Here is a 17,026-nt window from a genome sequence, read left to right on the forward strand (position 1 = left end):
GTGTCAACCCCACATTTCACCGAGCACGGCCATTTCCAGTTCGCGCCGCTGGTTGGTCAGCACGCCGCGCCGGTGGGTAAACATGTCGCTGTGGATATCCTTTTCCATGCTGCGCCGCTGCGCGGCCGAGGATAGCGGCGCCACGTAGACATCGTGCGCGCTCATGTCCATGCCCATCATCTTGCCGCACAGGTGGTGCTGTTTCAGGCGCCGCCGCAAATCATCGGTCTGGCCGCTGTAGGCGCGCCGGCCATCTTTGGTGTCGAACTCGATCACATACAGGCCCGGCCCCGTTGCCGTCACATCGCTGACGGCCTGCGGAATCGCGCCCACAGCCTGGTAGCGCAAGGCGGCCGCGCCCGGCACACGGCCCAGGGTGGACGCCAGGATGGGCGGCACTTCGCCCTGCATCTGGCCGCCGTCCTGGTCCTGGTCTGGATCCTGGTCTTGGTCTTGATCCTGCGCCGGCTCCTGCTGGCCGCCGGACACGGGATACGGCGTGGGATAAATGGTGGGAAAAAAGGCACCATAGCCACCCCAGCCCCGGTAGCGCGGCGGATACGGCAAGGGCGGCGGCGGATAGCGTGGCGGCCGGCGGCCCTGGCCCTGGTAGCGTGGCGGCGCGGGACGGCGCGGGCCCCGCAGCGGCGGCCTCGCGCGCAAGCCGCCACCGCGCATGGGCATGGCGCCGCGTCCGCCGCCCGGGCGCGCACGCTCGCCTTCCCATTCACTCTCCCACTCACTCTCCCATTCACCTTCCCACTCGCCCTCTGCCTCTTGCGTCCACTCCTGCGACCATTCTTGCGACCATTCCTGCTCGCCGGCCGCTCCCGATTGTCCCGCAAAGGGCAGCATTTCAAACGCTTCGTTCATATCGCCTCCTGATGTGATGTTCAAGCAAGTTCATCGCCTGCTCCAGTTGCCGTGGCGTCTGGTCCGCCCGCAGCAGAAAAGTCAGCGCGCCGGGACCGTTCCCCGCTTGCGCCAGCGCCAGCACGCCTGCTGCGCGCAAGGCGGGCTGCAAATGGGCGCGGCCGGGCAGGCGCTGCACGGGAAAGCTGCCACCGCGGCAAACGATGCCGGCCGCCGCCATTCCCGTCTTCCATTGCGCCACCCTGTCCGCCAGCCTGGCGCGCAGAACGTCGCCATGGCGCGCATTGAGGGCCAGCGCGCGCCGCGCCGCCGCCAGCACGGCGGCCGACGGCGGACTGGCATGCACACGCGTCTGGCTGTGCGCCACGAAGCGCCGGAACAGCTTGCGGCTGCCGGCCAGCACGGCCAGCGGCACGCCGAATCCCTTGGCCAGCGAGGCGCCGACGATCAGCGATTCTCCATGCAAGCCATGCAGCCGCGCCGAGCCGCCGCCCTGTGTACCCATCACGCCCAGCACCTGCGTGTCGTCCAGCAACAGATAACCGCCGCCCTGCTGCGCCAGGGCCGCGTAACCGGCCAACGGCAAGAGATGTTCGCTGCCCGGCACATAGCCATCGGCCAGGATCAGGGGGCGCCGCCCTTGCCGGCCCCAGGTTTCCACCAGTTGCCGCAAGGCCGCCATCTCGCCGCTGGGAAACAATCGCAGCGGCAAGCCCAGCGCCTGCGCCCGCTCGGCGCCCCAGCGCGCGATGGCGTAGCTGCCGCCATCGACGAGGATCACCAGCCGCTCGGCAGCCAGCATGCCGAACAGGTCCCAGAACAAATGCAGGGTCGACGGCAGCATCCAGGCCGCTTCGCAGCCTTGCAGCGCAGCCAGGTCCATGGCCAGAGCCCGCGCGCCGGGCGGCTCCTGTAGCGCGGCCGGCTGGCCCAGGCTCAAGCTGCTCCACGGCGCCAGCGCAGCCGCCGGATGGCGCATGCCCAGGTACAGGGCACTGCTAAAGTCGAGCATGCACGCGTCCCCTCCCGCCCTAGACGCTGCGCAGCTGCTGGCTCAGGCGCTGGCGCAGCAGCACCGAGGGCATCGTAGCTTCGACCACCGGGTCGCTGCTGTCGACGGACAGGTCGACCCCGGTGGCGGCGCGGTAGCCGTGGATATAGCCCTGCACCTGCGGGCGCCAGAAGCGCGCCCAGTTGAAGGCCTGCGTCGGTTCATAAATGTCGCTCCAGTTGCCATAGCGCACGGAGAGCAGCAATTGCTCGCCAAAGATGGCCAGGTTACGGAAGTGCATCACGCTCGTATCCGTCCAGCCCTGCAGTTTCTTCATGGCGTCAACCCTGTCCATCCACGGTTCCGGATACGCCACCATCACGCGCGTCGGTAAAAATTCGCGGAACTCGGGCCGCGCCAGCATCCATTGCTGCATCAGCATCTCGATACGCGCCGTCGACGGCAAGTCGCCGAACTGGTTGTGCGCGCCTTGCGACAGGATCAGGTGGATTTCTTTCAAGGCATTCAGCACGGGGAAGGCGTCCGCCTTCACGGTGGTGTCGTCATCCTGCTTGTAGAACGAGGTCAGCTGGCGCAGCAAGTGGTGGAAGGCCTCCAGGAATTTGGAGCGGCTATCGGCTGGCCGGAAGTGCTGCACTGCCTTGCCGTCCAGGCGCACACCGTAGTGATGGTCATATTCATAGTTCCGGCGCATCACGGTCAGCCGATGCTGTTCATCCTGCGTGTATCCCCAGAGTAAATTATTCAGCGGACGCAACATGTCGATTTCCGTGTTCGACAGGGGATCGAGATGGTTGCCCGGCGCGCGCAGATTCTGGAAGCGCTGCGCGATGGCGTTCATGGTTTGCACCAGCATGCCCTCTTCATGCCAGTACGACCAGATCAGTTCCAGCAGGCAAGGATTGGCCAGCTTTTCCTGGATGATGCCAAAGCACAGATCGACTTCGCCTTCCTGGCCGCGCGGGATGCTGATGGGAATGTCGGGCAGCTTGCGGCGGATCACGGCCAGGTAGGGCAAGGTCTGGAAGCCGTCGATGTTTTCCAGGTAATCGTTGCGCAGCACGGTTTCCAGGTCGCGTCCCTGGGGAATGTCGCGCCGGTCCAGGTAGGCGTTGTCCTCGGCCGGATTGAAGGCCAGCGGCTGGTTCAGCACGCCGCAATTGACCATCACGAACGCTTCCGTCGCCACTTTCAGCACGCGGTAGGAATCGGCATCGGAAAACGGCAGCGCGCGGCGTTGCTTGAGCTGCTGGAACACCTCGGCCTTTTTGACGAAGCGTTCCTGCTCGAAACCGCGCACATTGGCCAGGTCGCCGCAAAACAGGCTGTCCATGAAATGCAGGTAGTTGGTAAACGACATCGCCTCGGTGCTGTTGCGTATCAAGGTCCACAGCGGCAAGTCTTCCGTCGGTTCCGTTTCCGTGCGCGTCAGCGACACGCCCACATTGCCCGAGATGGGCTGCGGCTGGCGCTCTTCCGTCTCGTATTCCGCATCCACGGCCAGCATGGCGTTCGGGCTCAGCCCTTCCGGCACGGGCAAGGCGCTGCGCAGTTCGGGCCGCTGCGACAGCATCATCTGCCCCATGAAACGGTGCATGCCGGCGCGCCGCACGGGGGTGGAAAAGGTATTCGCCGCGCCGCGCATGGGCACCCATGGCGCGGCGGCCAGCACCTGCACCTGGTCACGCCCATCGGCGCTTTGATCGCCGTCAAAGGAAACGGTGGCCACGGCGCGGTCGCCCACCCTGCCGAAATGGCAGTCGCTGGGCTGGCAATCGGCGGTCTCGAACACCAGGCCCACCTGGGGATTGAGCTGGGGCGTGAAGCACAGCACGGCGCTGCAACCGGCCTGCACCGTCACGCACTGGGGCGCCGTGGCGGGAAAATTGCCATACACCCCCACGTAGCTGCCCGTCGCCAGGTCGGAAAACACGGTGCGGCCGGTGCCGTCGGTCCAGCGCACGCCCACCAGCATGGCGGGATCGGCTACCCAGGTGGCGGCATTGAACAGATGGCAATCCGCATCCATGCCCCGGTACAGGCTGATGGCGGCATTGACGACCCTCACCCCGCTGTCCTGTTCGTGTACGGTGACAGCGATGCTGCCGCCGTGGTGTTTCGGACCGGCCTGGCCCGCCGCCCCGCTCTTGCTGCTCATCTTGCCACCCATATTGCTGCTTATCTTGCTGCTCATGTCATTCTCCTCAATGGATAATCAAACGCGACGCCAGGGGCGGCAGCGGCCTGCCGGACGGGCGGCCATGCCGCACGACATCGGCGCACAGCTCCGACGTGTCCAGCGTGCTGCGCAGGGCCCAGTGGCTCAGCAAACGTCCCAGCAGCTCGCTTTCGTCTTCCGGGCTCAAGGTGCCGCTGGCGCGCGCCTGGCCCAGCACGGCGAACACCAGGGTCGGCGTCGCCTGGTACATCTGCGCCGGCGCCAGGGTCCAGCTGCGAAACAGCTGCGCCAGCATGGCCGGCTGGCGTGTGTGCACGGCCATGGCCTCGACCAGCGAGCCGCCGCGCAATGCTGGCGGCCGGTGCTGCACCAGCAAGCCCACGAGGGCCGCCATGCTGGCCTGCAACTGTTCCAGCAGCCGCTGCCGGGCTGGCGGCAGACCCGTCAACGGGTAGTACGATAGCCACAGCTGTTCCAGGCGGTCCCACTGCGGGTGCGGATACAGGGCCCGTCCCATGGCGCAGCTCAGGCCCACCCGCAGCCATGGCACCGGGTGGGGATCGTCGATATTGAGGCGGAAGACAAACACGCGCGGCAGACTGACCACGCCGATCAGTCCCAGGGTGGCGGCCACGCCCACCCGCGCCAGCGACCAGAAATCGGCCACGATTTCGGATATCCACCGTTCCCACAGCTGCCACACGTGCACGGCACCGCTGCCGCCGTGCTGCATCGCTTGCAGCACGGGCCGCAAGGACGCCACCAGGTCCAGCAGCGCCGCGCCCTGGTGGCCCACCTCGTGCACCAGCGACGAGGCGATGCTGCTGCCGATCATGCGTTCGCGCGGCAGGCGGATGATGGCGACGGGATTGTCGCCGCCGCCCGGCAGGCGCGTGCGTGCGCGGCGGATAGCCGCGCCCGGTCCCCGGTCCAGGTAGCAGATCACGGGCGGCGCCTGGTACACATTGCCGGGCAGCGCCAGCGCATCCGCGGCAACGATGTCCAGGCCAGCCAGCCACACGCCCGTCTTGTGCTCGCTGCGCTGCGTGATGACTTCGTTGAACAGGTCGAACTGGGTCAGCGCGGCATTGAACTTCAGGCGCAGGAAGGTAAAGCGGCGCTGCGCCTCGGCGGCCGTGGCCATGCTGGCGCCGTCGGCGTGCTCGCGCCGCAACCACCACTGGAACTGGGCCACCATGCGCCGCAGTTCGCGCCGGCCCTGCACCAGCTGGCTTTCGATGGCCGACTGGGCGCTGGGCATCAGGGCGGCCGCCAGCACCGTCGGTTCGATCAGCGCGAACGGTTCCAGCCGCGCCAGCCGGGTCAGCAGCGAGCGTGCCTCCTGCGCCAGCATCCAGGCTGCGTAAGCGCCGATGGCCATGATGTCAGACGCCGTACAGGACGATTTTGTGGCCCTGGCGCGCCCAGCGTCCGCTGGACTGGCGCATGCCGCCCTGGCCGCGTCCGCCGCCCTGCGCCATGCCGCCCGCGCCAGCGCCGCTGCCGTTCTGCGTGGCGACCTGGCTGCCGGGGCGCCCCAGCAGGCCGGGCGCGAACTGGCGCGCCGCCGCGCTGGCGGCCGCCTGGGCGATGGCGCGCGGGTCGCCCGCACCGCGCGCCTGCGCGGCGCGGTTGACGGTATCGGCGGCCAGGCGCACGAACTGCTTGGCGCCTTCGAATTCGCGGTCCTCGTTTGACGACGCTTCCGCTTCCAGCCCCAGCGCGCCGCCGGCGGCCGAGGCCAGGCCGCTGCCGATCTTGGCGCCCAGCGGGCCGCCGAAATAGCCGCCGATGGCGCCGCCGGCCAGGGGAATGGCCTTCTTCGCCACACCCTTGAGCACGCCGCCGATGGCTTGTCCCACGGGCGACTTGATGATGCCGCCCGCCACCGACGCGGCCTTGCGCAGGAAATTGCCGAGAAACTGCTCCAGTTCGGCTTCATTGCTGACCGACAGCAGTTCATTCGCCAGTTCCATCTCCTCGGTCTCGGAAAACATGGCGTTCGCGCCGCCCTCGCCACTCCACTCGCCCTGGCCAAACTCGAACTGTTCCGCTTCAAAGCCGGACATCTCCTGCCCGTATTCCAGGGTCGTACGATCCAAGTCATGCATGATCAGCTCCTCAAAGTGATTACCTCGGTTGGGACTACCTTGCCGGACAGACTGGCCGTCCGGCTAACAATCGAGCACGACGATGTGCCCGCCCTCGCGGCGCCAGCGGCCAGCGTCCCGCCCCGGCGTTTGCGCCGCCTGCCTGAGCAAGCCTGGCGCCTCGCTGCGTGCCACTTGCAGCAAGGCCGTTTCCACCCGTGCCCCGGGCGCGCGCGTGCCCATGCCGCCGTCCTGCGCCAGCGCCGTGTTGACGGCATCGATCAGATGCACGACCTGGCGCGCCAGTTCGAATTCCTTGTCTTCCGGGCTGAGTCCTTCCAGTTCCATGCCGAAGATGCGGGCAGCGCGCCGCTTGAGCGCCTGCGGCGAACCGCCATGCAGGGGCAGCAAGGGCGCCACCACCTTGCCCAGCAACTGGCGCAGCGGGCCTTCCAGCGGCGTGCCGCGCACTTGCTGTCCCGCCGCCGTGGCGTCCAGCTGGCGCGCCAGGAAAGCATCAAACTGGGCCGGCGCCTGCAATTCCAGCAATTGCGCCGCCAGTGCCAGTTCATCTTCCTGCTGCAAAGGCAGCACGCCCGGCGCTTCAGGCAATTCCATTTCGGGACGATAGGCGAGCAGGCGGCTGGTCATGACAGGCTCCGGTGAAAGATGGGCGAGTAAGCCATGCCTCCCTGTTGCAAGGGCCATGCCAGTCAGGCGCAGGGGAAAAAAGAGACAGGACGGCGAACGGCGTTTCGCCGATAGCGTAAAAACCATGGTTTCCGGCGAAGCGGGTTTCGTTGTCAAGATGAGCTTTTGAACAAGCTTAATTGGCAGGAATGGTTACGTCGCCTATCCGCCACAGTGCTTGTTCCAGACAAAAAATATTTTTCATTTTCAAAAAACAAACTTCGCGCTACATCTTCAAACACACCTTCATTGCCACGCCAAATGGTCGCAAAAATAAACGTGGCCAACACGTAAATAGTTAATTGGAAACAGGATTTTAGTAGGCAAGCCCTACAATTAACGGGCCAGAATTTGATTGCCTGAAAGAAACTAAATGATAGACCCTACTTTGCGCCGTTTATTGGCCATCACCCTACTCAGCCTGCTAGCCGCCTGCGGCGGTGGCGGCGACAGCAAGACCGGCGCCACCCAGAACCCGGACATCTCGGCCGTGCCACCGGGGACCACCGCCCCCGGCGATCCGGCAGCCCCCGGCACCAAGCCCGGCGAGACCATTCCGCCGCCGCCCCTGACCACGCCACCGGCCGGCCAGACGGCCACGTTCACGCGCCCGGCAGCGTCGCGCTTCCTGGGCCGCGCCACGTTCGGGCCGGACATGGCGGCCATCGATGCCCTGGCCGCCAGCGACAGCGACGCCTGGTTCCGCGCGCAGTTTTCCAAGCCGCAAACCTTGCACCGTAAATATATCGACGCCAAGTATCCCGTCGCGGGCGCGGCGGCCACCCAGGCCGTGCCGAACGACTTTTATGAATCGTTCTGGCAGCAAGCCGTGCGCGGCGACGATCAGTTGCGCCAGCGCGTGACCTTTGCCCTGTCGGAAATATTTGTCATCTCAACGCAAAACGAGGCCGTGTGGCCGCAAACGCGGGGCGTCGCCAGCTATTACGATATGCTGGGGCAACATGCGTTCGGCAACTTTCGCACCCTGCTGCAGGGCGTGGCCACGCATCCGATGATGGGGCTGTACCTGTCGCACCTGCGCAACCAGAAGGAATCGGCCACGCGCACGCCCGACGAAAATTTCGCCCGCGAAGTGATGCAGTTATTTACCATCGGCCTGTACCAGCTGAATGCCGATGGTTCATTGAAAATGTCCGGCGGCAAACCCATCGACACCTACACGCGCGACGATGTGAGCGGCCTGGCGAAAGTGTTTACGGGCTGGAGCTGGGCCGGGCCGGACCAGGGCGCGAACCGCTTCTTTGGCAGCGTGGCCGATCCGGACCGCGACTGGAAGCCGATGCAGAACTATGCGGCGTACCACTCGACCAGCGAAAAACGCTTTCTGGGCGTCAGCGCGGCGGGCGCCGCCGGCGGCGAAGCGGACATGGCCCTGGCCCTCGACACCCTGTTCAACCATCCGAATGCGGGTCCCTTCTTTGGCCGCCAGCTGATCCAGCGCTTAGTGACCAGCAACCCCAGCCCGGCCTATGTGGGCAGGGTCGCGGCCGCCTTCGCCAACAATGGTTCTGGCGTGCGCGGCGACATGCAGGCCGTGATCCGCGCCGTGCTGCTCGATCCCGACGCGCTGGCGCCAGCCGGCAGCAGCCTGCGCACGGGCAAGCTGCGCGAACCGCTGGTGCGTCTGGGCAACTGGATGCGCGCATTCCACGCCAAGGATGCCGCCTTGCAGTACCGCATCTATTACCTCAGCGATCCGCTGTCGGGACTGGGCCAGAATCCCATGAACGCGCCCTCCGTCTTCAATTATTTCCGTCCGTCCTACGTGCCGCCCAATTCGGCGCTGGCGACGGCGGGCCTGGTGGCGCCGGAAATGCAGATCACGTCGGAGCCGTCTGTCACCGGCTACCTGAACTTCATGCAGGACGCCATCAGCGGCGGCGTGGCGGAAAACAGCGCCGTTAAGGGCGACTACTCGGCCGAACTGGCGCTGGCCGAGCAGCCGGCCGCCTTGCTGGACCGGGTCAACTTGCTATTAATGTCCGGCAATATGTCATCCCGGCTGCGCACCAGGATCCTGTCGGCCGTCACGAGCATCGCGATTCCCGCCGCCAACGGCAGCAATGCCGCGCAAGTGACGAAGGCGAAATCCAACCGCGTGTACCTGGCCATTTTCCTGGCCATGGCCTCGCCTGAATACCTGGTTCAAAAATAAGGAAGCTGCATGACTACCCCTACTCACTTCTCGCGCCGCCGCTTCCTCGGCTCCATGCTGGGCCTGGCAGGCAGCACGGCCGCGCCCTTCGCCCTCAACCTGGCCGCCATGGGGCAGGCTGCGGCCCAGTCCGCCGACGACTACAAGGCCCTCGTCTGCCTGTTCATGAACGGCGGCAACGATACCTTCAACACGGTGCTGGCCACCGACACGCCTTCATGGAGTGAATATGTGCGCCTGCGCAACACGGGCAGCAACGATTCGATCCACCTGCCCGGCGTCGGCGAAACGGGCGGCGTGCTGCCGATCACACCCGCCACGGCGCAGGCCGGCCGCAGCTTTGCCCTGCATCCCGCCCTCGCTCCCGTGAAAGACCTGTTCGACGGCGGCCGCGCCGCCATCGTTGCCAATGTCGGCACCCTGATCCAGCCCGTGACCCTGGCGCAATACAAGGCGGGCAATGTGGCGCTGCCGCCGAAACTGTTTTCGCATAACGACCAGCAATCGACGTGGCAATCGGGCTTGCCGGAAGGCGCCAGCATCGGCTGGGGCGGACGCCTGGGCGACCTGCTGGGCGCCGGCAACGCAAATGCGACGTTTACCGCCATCTCGGCCGCGTCAAACGCGCTCTTCCTCAGCGGGCGCCAGGTGCGCCAGTTCCAGGTGGGCCGGGCGGGCGCCGTGCCGATCCGCAATATCGGCGGCGGCTACCTGTTCGACACCACCGAGGGTGAAACCGCCTTGCGCGACATCATCAGCACGGCGGGCGACGACATGATGGAGCAGGAACACGTGGCCACGGTGCAGCGCGCCATTTCCAGCCAGAGCGTGCTGAGCGGCGCCATGCTGGCTGCCGGCGCGGGCGGCGTGCCCAATCCGCCGCCCTATATCAACCCGAACACGGGCGCGTCCAGCGTCAACCAGCTGGCCGTGCAATTGCAGACGGTGGCGCGCATCATCGGCGGGCGCGGCCCCCTCGGAGCGAAACGGCAAGTGTTTTATGTGACACTGGGCAGTTTCGACACGCATGACCGCCAGAAGGAGCTGCATGGCGACCTGATGGCGCGCCTGGCGCACGCGCTCGCGTATTTCGACGCGACCCTGGCGGCCCTGCAAGGTGCCGACGTGCGGCGCCAGGTGACGACGTTTACGGCCTCGGACTTCGGCCGCACCTTCAGCAGCAATGGCGACGGCACGGATCACGGCTGGGGCGCGCACCACTTTGTCGTGGGCGGCGCCGTGAAAGGCCGCGACATCTACGGCGCCTTCCCCACCACGGGCCTGGGCCATGAGCTGGACGTCGGCTCCGGCGCCCTGCTGCCGACCACTTCCGTCGACCAGTACGGCGCCACCCTGGCCAAGTGGTTCGGCGTGGCCGACAGCCAGCTGGCCGAGGTGTTCCCGAACATCGGCAACTTCAGCCGGCGCGACCTGGGATTCATGACGGCAACTTAACTGTACACGGCGATGGTCAGGGTGGCGACATAGCCATCCGTGGCATTGCCCGTCACCGTGGCCATCTGCAAGCTGGTGCCGTCGCCAAAGACATTGTCGGTGGCATAGCTGATCTGCGCCAGGTTGCGCACGCTGGCCGTGTAGCCGCTGGCCGTGTAGGCCTCGTTCAAGGTTGCCATCGAGAAAGTGAACTGCGACGTCTTGATGCGGTTCGAGGCAGAGGCCGCCTTGGCCAGGCTGGGATAGACCTCAAAGTGCACGTGCGGCATGCGCCCGGCGTAGCAGCCGGGAAAGATGGTCGTAAAGCTGACGTTGCCGGTGCGGTCCGTTTCCTGCACGCCGCGCAAGTAATTTTGCGCCGTCACGCCGCTCGAATACAGCGAATACAAGCCGTCGCGGTCGCAATGCCACAGATAGACGGCGTAGCCGGCCAGGCTGGCGCAGCCGCCGCTGGCGTTAAGCAACTGCAAATGGATGGTCAAGGGCACGCCCGCCGCCACGCCGGTGGCGCCATTGAAACTGGCGCGGATATCGCTGCGTACGACGCCCGTCTGGTTCAGCACATTGATGATGCTGCCGCCATGCGTGTTCGTGCCATCGGCAGGATACGGCCCGCCCGTCTCCTCGGGTATCACTGTGCAGGCGCCCGTGGCCGGCACTGTGACGGTGCCGCTGCTGACCGCCGTGGCGCCGGCGTCCGAACCGCCGCCACAGCCGATCAAAGGCAAGGTGGCGGCGCCGGCCAGCAGCCAGCGCAGCACTTGCCGCCGCTCAGCCGCCTGTCGCCGCATCATTTCGAGGTCGGATGCCAGACCGTGATCATGTAATTCCATACGTACTCCATCAAGTGGGGCAAGCCCGCCAGGGCGGGGTTCAGGCTGGCGCACAGGTACAAAGCCTGCGTGGTCCGTCGCGAGAGCGCCTGGATGCGCATGCTGGCTCTCCCTGTGGTCGCGCCGGCCGCTTACTCGGGGCGCTCTAGCCGACGCGGGCCCTGGCGGCCGTCGCTCCGCTGCTGCGCCTGCTGGCGCTGTTCCGGCGTCAGCACGGCCAGCAATTGCTGCTCGAGGCGCGCCTGCTGCAAGCTGATCTGCGCCATGGCTTGCGCCGCCGTGCTGGCCAGCGCGCTGGCTTTTGCATCGTCGTAGGCGCTGGACCCGGCCAGCGCACGCAACTGTTCATGGGCCTTGAAGGCGATCTTTTCCTGTTCCCGCAGCAAGGGCGCATGGGCATAGGTGGCGGCGAAAATCTTGTCCTGCTGCGCTTCGTTCAGCTCGATGCCATGCAGAAACGGCGGCAAGACTGGCGGCGGCCCTGGCTGGGCCAGAGCCAACAGCGGCATGCTGCAAGCGGACAGCAGCAACAAAGAGACGACGATACTCAGGTATTTCATCGGGATTTCCTTTCGTGGCGATCAACCCTGATTGTCGGCGTCTGGCGTGTAAAGCAACGTCAAGGCGACGTAAAAGCGCGTAAAGGAAGCGCCGGAAATGTAAGCGAACGTATGTAAAAGCGGGTAAAACCGCCGTGAACGGTCCCCTTTGGCTGCTATCATCGGGCGATATTCACCCGAAAAAAGCACAGGCATGAGCAAGGTTTTGTTAATCGATGACGACGTGGAACTGGTCGGCATGTTTCAGGAATACCTGACGCAGGAAGGTTTTGATGCGCGCGCCGTGCATGACGGCGAAAGCGGCGCGGCCGAAGCGCTGACGGGCCTGTACGCGATCGCCATCCTCGACGTCATGATGCCGCGCATGAATGGCCTGGAAACCCTGCGCCGCATCCGTGCCGGCAGCAACCTGCCCATCTTGATGCTGACGGCGCGCGGCGACGATACGGACCGCATCGTGGGGCTGGAGCTGGGCGCCGACGATTACGTCACCAAACCGTGCACGCCGCGCGAGCTGACGGCGCGCATCCGCGCCATCCTGCGTCGCGCGCAAGCCGTGCCGCACGATGCGTCCGGCCTGGCGCCGCTGACCGTGGGGCAACTGACGATGTGGCCCGAACAGCGCCGCGTTGCCTGGGCCGGCGCGCACCTGGAACTGACGAGCACGGAATTCAACCTGCTGGAAGTGCTGGTACGCCATGCGGGCAAGCCCGTGAGCAAGAATCAATTGTCGGAACTGGGCCTGGGGCGGCCCATGGCCCGCTTCGACCGCAATATCGACGTGCACTTGAGCAGCCTGCGCCGCAAGCTCGGCAGCCTGGCCGATGGCCGTTCCTGCCTGCAAACCGTGTACCGTCTCGGCTACCAGCTGATCAAGGAGTAAGCGTGGGCCGTCTGTTCTGGAAGTTTTTTCTGTGCATCATGCTGGCGCAAGTGACGGCCACCATCGGCATCGGCGGCACCTTCTGGCTGAAAAACCGGGCAGCGCAGCAGGAACGGGCCCTCGACATCGATACCAGTCCGCCCGCGCAAATGATCATCGAGGCCGCCAGCGCCACTCTGGAGGCGGGCGGCAGCCAGGCCTTGCGGCAATTCGTCGGCAAGCTCGAACGCATGCGCGTGTTTGCCGTTGATGCCAAAGGACAAGAACTGATGGGCCGCACGGTGCATCCCGCCATGCTGGCCAAGGCGCGCGCCATGCTGGAGCAGGGCCAGGCCCATCCCGTCGTGCGCGAAGCGGCCGGCAGCGACGGCAAGCGCTACCTGCTGTTCCTGCCCTCGTCCGAACGCTTCCGCCATGCCGAGGCGGGCGCCGCGCGCGACACGCTCAACGCCGTCGCCATGAGCGGCCCGCACGCCATGGGAGCCGGTCCACGGCCGCACGAAGCGGGCGCGCCGCCGCCACGCGGCGAATTCGGCCGCGGCATGCCGCCGCGCATGGACACGCCCTACCGCAACTTCATCCCCCTGGCCGCCGCCATCGCCGCCAGTTTGCTGTTTGCCTTTTTGCTGGCCTGGTATTTTGCCCGCCCCATCCGCGACTTGCGGCAGGCGTTCGAGGCCGCCTCGCACGGCAACCTGGCGCCGCGCTTTCACGCCAGCGGCAAGCGCGGCGATGAATTGACGGACCTGGGCCGCGATTTCGACCGCATGACGGGCCGCTTGCGCAGCCTGATGGATAGCCAGACGCGCTTGCTGCATGATGTGTCGCACGAGCTGCGCTCCCCGCTGGCGCGCTTGCAGGCCGCCATCGGTCTGGCGCACCAGCAGCCGGAAAAAATGGCCGCCTCGATGCAGCGCATCGAACGCGAAAGCGAGCGCATGGATAAACTGATCGGTGAACTGCTGACCCTGTCACGGCTGGAGGCCGGCGCCGCGCAAGCCGGTGCCGGGCACACGCACAGCGAAGACGTCAGCATCGCCGATCTCGTGCACGACATCGTGGACGACGCCCGCTATGAAGCCAGGGCGCGCCTGCTGGGCATCAACCTGACGGGTGACGCCGCCACGGCGGACGCCAGCGTCACGGGTCAGCCGGAACTGCTGGCCCGCGCCGTGGAAAACGTCGTGCGCAATGCCGTCAAGCACAGTCCCGATGGCGGCACGGTGCACGTGGAGCTGTCGCGCCAGCATGATGGCAAGCAGGATTGGCTGCGCATCGCCGTGCTGGACCGTGGTCCCGGCGTGGCCAGCGCCGACCTGGCCCGCATTTTTGAACCGTTCTTCCGCGCCAGCAATACCCAGCACAGCACGGATGGCCACGGCCTGGGCCTGGCCATCGCCCGGCACGTCATCAACGCCCATGGCGGCCGCATCGGGGCCAGCTTGCGCGGCGGTGGCGGCTTGTGCGTGGAAATGCTGTTGCCCGTCAAAACGCCAGGCTGACCTGTCGGCGAGCCTGGCGTTTTTTTATGCGCGAATAAACTGTTACGCCTGCGTATCGATGATGCTGCCCAGGGTCGACGAGGTCGATTGGGCCGGACTCGTCGCCGTATCGGCGCTGCTGGCCGGCTGAGCGTCTTGCTGCGCCTGCGCGGCGGCAGCTTGCAACTGGGCAATTTGCGCCTGCAAGGCCTGGATTTGCTGCGCCAGTTGCTGCTGCAGCTTTTGCGACGCCTCCGTCTGCTCGCCCTTCTGCGACTCCGTCAACTGCTTTTGCGCCGCCGTGATCTGCTTTTGCAGCGCCGCGATCTGCGAACCGCTGCCCGCACTGGCGCTACTGGCCGCGCCGACTGCGCCGACTGAACCGATTGCCGCTACCATGCTTCCTCCTCAGTGTTTCAATACCAAGGTTAACGGCAGGCATGAGGGGCGGATATAGGGCGGCGGGTGTAAAGGCAGGTAAAGACGGCTAAACCGGTTGGCGCCCCGCCTTCACTGCGATCAGGTCTTCGGCAATGTCACGCCGACCTGGCCCTGGTATTTGCCGCCGCGATCCTTGTACGATGTTTCGCACACTTCATCGGATTCAAAGAACAGCACTTGCGCCACGCCTTCGTTGGCGTAGATTTTTGCCGGCAACGGTGTCGTGTTGGAAAACTCCAGGGTCACAAAGCCTTCCCATTCCGGTTCGAACGGGGTGACGTTGACGATGATGCCGCAGCGCGCATAGGTGCTCTTGCCCAGGCAAATCGTCAGCACATTGCGGGGAATGCGGAAATACTCGACCGTACGGGCCAGCGCGAACGAGTTCGGCGGAATGATGCAATAGCCCTTGCCCGATACGTCGACAAAGTTATTCGCGTCAAAATCCTTCGGGTCGACGATGGTGGTGTTGATATTGGTAAACAACTTGAACTCGTCGGCGCAACGGATGTCATAACCATAGCTGGAGGTGCCGTAGGAAACGATGCGGTTGCCGTCACGTTCCTTGACCTGGCCCGGTTCGAACGGCTCGATCATGCCCGTTGTTTCCGCCATGCGGCGTATCCATTTATCGCTTTTAATCGTCATCGCAGGGGTATCTTTCTAGAATATCGGAATGGCTGGGGCCGCACGCCTGCTGCAGGCACGGCCCGGATGGCAGGATTTTACGCGAAAATCCGCCGCTGTTGGCCCCCATCGCCTGAAAATCCCTGGCGATATTCTATTGCTTCGCCAGCAATGCCGTGATCATCTCGCGCACCACCTGTGCCGTCAGTTCCGGGTTTTCCATGGGAAACAGATGGCCGCCCGGCACCTGGCGGAAAAACTTGCCGACCAGCTTGCGCGTGGCCGTCAAGCCCGCTTGCCGGCATTCCACCGATTCCGTGCCGCCGATAAAACCGATGGGCACGGGAAAACCGTCCTTGACGAGGCCGCCAATATGGTGCGGCAAGCTGCGGTAGACGTCCGTTTCCACTTCGCGCGTAAAGCGCAGCTGCACCCCTTCCGGATGCGGGACCAGGCCGCTGTCGATGTAGTCGCGCAAGACCTGCGGCGCCCAGATGGCGAACATGTCCTTGGCGGCGAAATGTTCATACGCGGCCTGCGCGTCGGGCCACAGCTTGCGCCGCCGGGCGGAAAAACGTGACGGCGAGAACCGCTCGCCCAGCGCCGTGTTGCGTGCCAGGCGCACCAGCAAGGCGCGCCAGCCCGCCACCACGGGCGAATCGAGCAAAACCACGCAGCGCACGAGATCCGGCCGCTGCTTGGCCACCATCACGCTGAGCATGCCGCCGAGCGAATGGCCGACGAGGATCACGGGCGCGCTGTAGCGCCGTTCCAGCTCGTCGATATACTCGCGCACCAGCTCGGGCCAGCCCGTGCTGACGGGATAATTCGGGTCGTGCGCGTGCATGTCGAGCGCCTGCACGGTGTAGTGCTGGCCCAGCAGGCCAAACAGCTTGCGGTAGGTGCCAGCAGGATAACTGTTGGCGTGGGCAAAGTGCAGTTGCGGGAGGGTCATCGTGGGACGGTGCCGGTGAATGCGATAAACAATTGTAATGGCATGCCGGCGAGACGGATCAGAGGAAGGCCTCTAATTGTCCCTGCGACCGCGTCATGCCGGGCACGAACGAAGCCAGCACTTCGCCCAGCTCCGCGTTTGAATCCACCACGCAAAAAGCGTCGTCAAACGCGTGGTGACGGTTCATCTGATTGCGCACAACGATGCATTCCAGCCCCGCCGCATTGGCGGCGCGCAAGCCGCGCGGCGAATCTTCCACGGCCACGCAATCGGCGGCGGCCAGGCCCAGGCGCTGCAAGCCCAGCTGGTAACCGTCGGGCGCCGGCTTGCTGTCGCCATACATTTCACGCGTCAGCACGAAGTCGAAATGTTGCAACAAGTCCGTGGCCGCATGGCTGATCCGGAAATGCTGTTCGTAGGCACTGGTGACCACGCCCATGGCCACGTGCGGGCGCAGCGCCGCCAGCACTTGCTTGACGCCGGGCATGGCCAGCTGCCGCGCCTGGCGCAGGCGCTGCGCAAACAGCACGGTGCGTTCTGCCCGCAGGCGTTCGACCAGCTCGATGTCGTGGCCCTGCCCCAGCAGCACATGCCAGGCACCATAGTTATTATCCAGGAACCAGTCAAAAAATTGCTTCGGCGTCAGGTCTATGCCGTAGGGCAAGAGCAAGTCGCGGTTGCTTTCGTAAAACAGCTGCTCCGTGTTGACCAGCACGCCATCGTTGTCCCACAGCACGCCCTGGATGGTTTTCATGGCTTGTTGTCGCTCTT

At 65.3% G+C, this 17,026-nt stretch carries 16 protein-coding genes; 4 read left to right on the plus strand and 12 right to left on the minus strand.

Annotation, left to right across the window (positions count from 1 at the left end):
- Window positions 1–3: 3 nt before the first annotated feature.
- The 6 genes from P9875_RS18060 to P9875_RS18085 form a co-directional block, all read right to left on the minus strand.
- Window positions 4–873 (minus strand): GIY-YIG nuclease family protein, encoded by an 870-nt coding sequence (locus P9875_RS18060; RefSeq protein WP_278316159.1) that lies wholly within the window; start codon window positions 871–873, stop codon window positions 4–6.
- A complete protein-coding gene (locus P9875_RS18065; protein WP_278316160.1) occupies window positions 857–1,885 on the minus strand; it encodes an aminotransferase class I/II-fold pyridoxal phosphate-dependent enzyme in 1,029 nt (342 codons plus the stop codon). The genes P9875_RS18060 and P9875_RS18065 overlap by 17 nt, the downstream gene beginning before the upstream one ends.
- 19 nt (window positions 1,886–1,904) lie before the next feature.
- Window positions 1,905–4,079, minus strand: coding sequence for a hypothetical protein (locus tag P9875_RS18070; protein ID WP_278316161.1), 2,175 nt, complete (start codon window positions 4,077–4,079; stop codon window positions 1,905–1,907).
- A 10-nt stretch (window positions 4,080–4,089) separates the two neighbouring features.
- Window positions 4,090–5,445, minus strand: coding sequence for a hypothetical protein (locus P9875_RS18075; RefSeq protein ID WP_278316162.1), 1,356 nt, complete (start codon window positions 5,443–5,445; stop codon window positions 4,090–4,092).
- Between the two features lie 4 nt (window positions 5,446–5,449).
- Window positions 5,450–6,175 carry a hypothetical protein gene (locus tag P9875_RS18080; protein WP_278316163.1) on the minus strand — a complete coding sequence of 242 codons (726 nt, stop codon included), beginning with the start codon at window positions 6,173–6,175 and terminating at the stop codon, window positions 5,450–5,452.
- A 63-nt stretch (window positions 6,176–6,238) separates the two neighbouring features.
- Window positions 6,239–6,805: a hypothetical protein gene (locus tag P9875_RS18085; protein ID WP_278316164.1), complete on the minus strand. Its 567-nt coding sequence runs from the start codon at window positions 6,803–6,805 to the stop codon at window positions 6,239–6,241.
- A gap of 412 nt (window positions 6,806–7,217) precedes the next feature.
- Here P9875_RS18085 and P9875_RS18090 point away from each other — a divergent pair, with 412 nt between their 5' ends.
- Both P9875_RS18090 and P9875_RS18095 read left to right on the plus strand, forming a co-directional pair.
- Complete coding sequence (locus tag P9875_RS18090; protein ID WP_278316165.1) at window positions 7,218–9,020, plus strand: DUF1800 domain-containing protein; 1,803 nt, start codon at window positions 7,218–7,220, stop codon at window positions 9,018–9,020.
- A gap of 9 nt (window positions 9,021–9,029) precedes the next feature.
- Window positions 9,030–10,475: a DUF1501 domain-containing protein gene (locus P9875_RS18095; RefSeq protein WP_278316166.1), complete on the plus strand. Its 1,446-nt coding sequence runs from the start codon at window positions 9,030–9,032 to the stop codon at window positions 10,473–10,475.
- On the opposite strand, the gene P9875_RS18100 is transcribed toward P9875_RS18095, so the two are convergent.
- A complete protein-coding gene (locus tag P9875_RS18100) occupies window positions 10,472–11,308 on the minus strand; it encodes an intradiol ring-cleavage dioxygenase (protein ID WP_278316167.1) in 837 nt (278 codons plus the stop codon). The two genes, P9875_RS18095 and P9875_RS18100, sit on opposite strands and share 4 nt — an antisense overlap.
- Before the next feature lie 131 nt (window positions 11,309–11,439).
- Window positions 11,440–11,868 carry a Spy/CpxP family protein refolding chaperone gene (locus P9875_RS18105; protein WP_278316168.1) on the minus strand — a complete coding sequence of 143 codons (429 nt, stop codon included), beginning with the start codon at window positions 11,866–11,868 and terminating at the stop codon, window positions 11,440–11,442.
- Between the two features lie 193 nt (window positions 11,869–12,061).
- Here P9875_RS18105 and P9875_RS18110 point away from each other — a divergent pair, with 193 nt between their 5' ends.
- Window positions 12,062–12,751, plus strand: a complete 690-nt coding sequence (locus tag P9875_RS18110) for a response regulator transcription factor (RefSeq protein WP_225241603.1) — start codon at window positions 12,062–12,064, stop codon at window positions 12,749–12,751.
- 2 nt (window positions 12,752–12,753) lie between these two features.
- The gene (locus P9875_RS18115) at window positions 12,754–14,253 is read left to right on the plus strand and encodes a sensor histidine kinase (RefSeq protein ID WP_278316169.1); all 1,500 of its coding nucleotides are present in this window, start codon (window positions 12,754–12,756) and stop codon (window positions 14,251–14,253) included.
- A gap of 42 nt (window positions 14,254–14,295) precedes the next feature.
- On the opposite strand, the gene P9875_RS18120 is transcribed toward P9875_RS18115, so the two are convergent.
- The 4 genes from P9875_RS18120 to P9875_RS18135 all read right to left on the minus strand — a co-directional run bounded on the left by P9875_RS18120 (window position 14,296) and on the right by P9875_RS18135 (window position 17,009).
- Window positions 14,296–14,631 carry a FlxA-like family protein gene (locus P9875_RS18120; protein ID WP_278316170.1) on the minus strand — a complete coding sequence of 112 codons (336 nt, stop codon included), beginning with the start codon at window positions 14,629–14,631 and terminating at the stop codon, window positions 14,296–14,298.
- A gap of 120 nt (window positions 14,632–14,751) precedes the next feature.
- Window positions 14,752–15,321 carry a dCTP deaminase gene (gene dcd / locus P9875_RS18125; protein ID WP_035819543.1) on the minus strand — a complete coding sequence of 190 codons (570 nt, stop codon included), beginning with the start codon at window positions 15,319–15,321 and terminating at the stop codon, window positions 14,752–14,754.
- 133 nt (window positions 15,322–15,454) lie between these two features.
- Entirely contained in the window at window positions 15,455–16,255 is an 801-nt protein-coding gene (locus P9875_RS18130) for an alpha/beta fold hydrolase (RefSeq protein WP_035819545.1), read from the minus strand.
- A gap of 58 nt (window positions 16,256–16,313) precedes the next feature.
- The gene (locus P9875_RS18135) at window positions 16,314–17,009 is read right to left on the minus strand and encodes an HAD family hydrolase (RefSeq protein WP_225241606.1); all 696 of its coding nucleotides are present in this window, start codon (window positions 17,007–17,009) and stop codon (window positions 16,314–16,316) included.
- Window positions 17,010–17,026: the final 17 nt, after the last annotated feature.

It is taken from the genome of Janthinobacterium rivuli (genome assembly GCF_029690045.1).
GTDB classification, from domain to species: domain Bacteria; phylum Pseudomonadota; class Gammaproteobacteria; order Burkholderiales; family Burkholderiaceae_D; genus Janthinobacterium; species Janthinobacterium rivuli.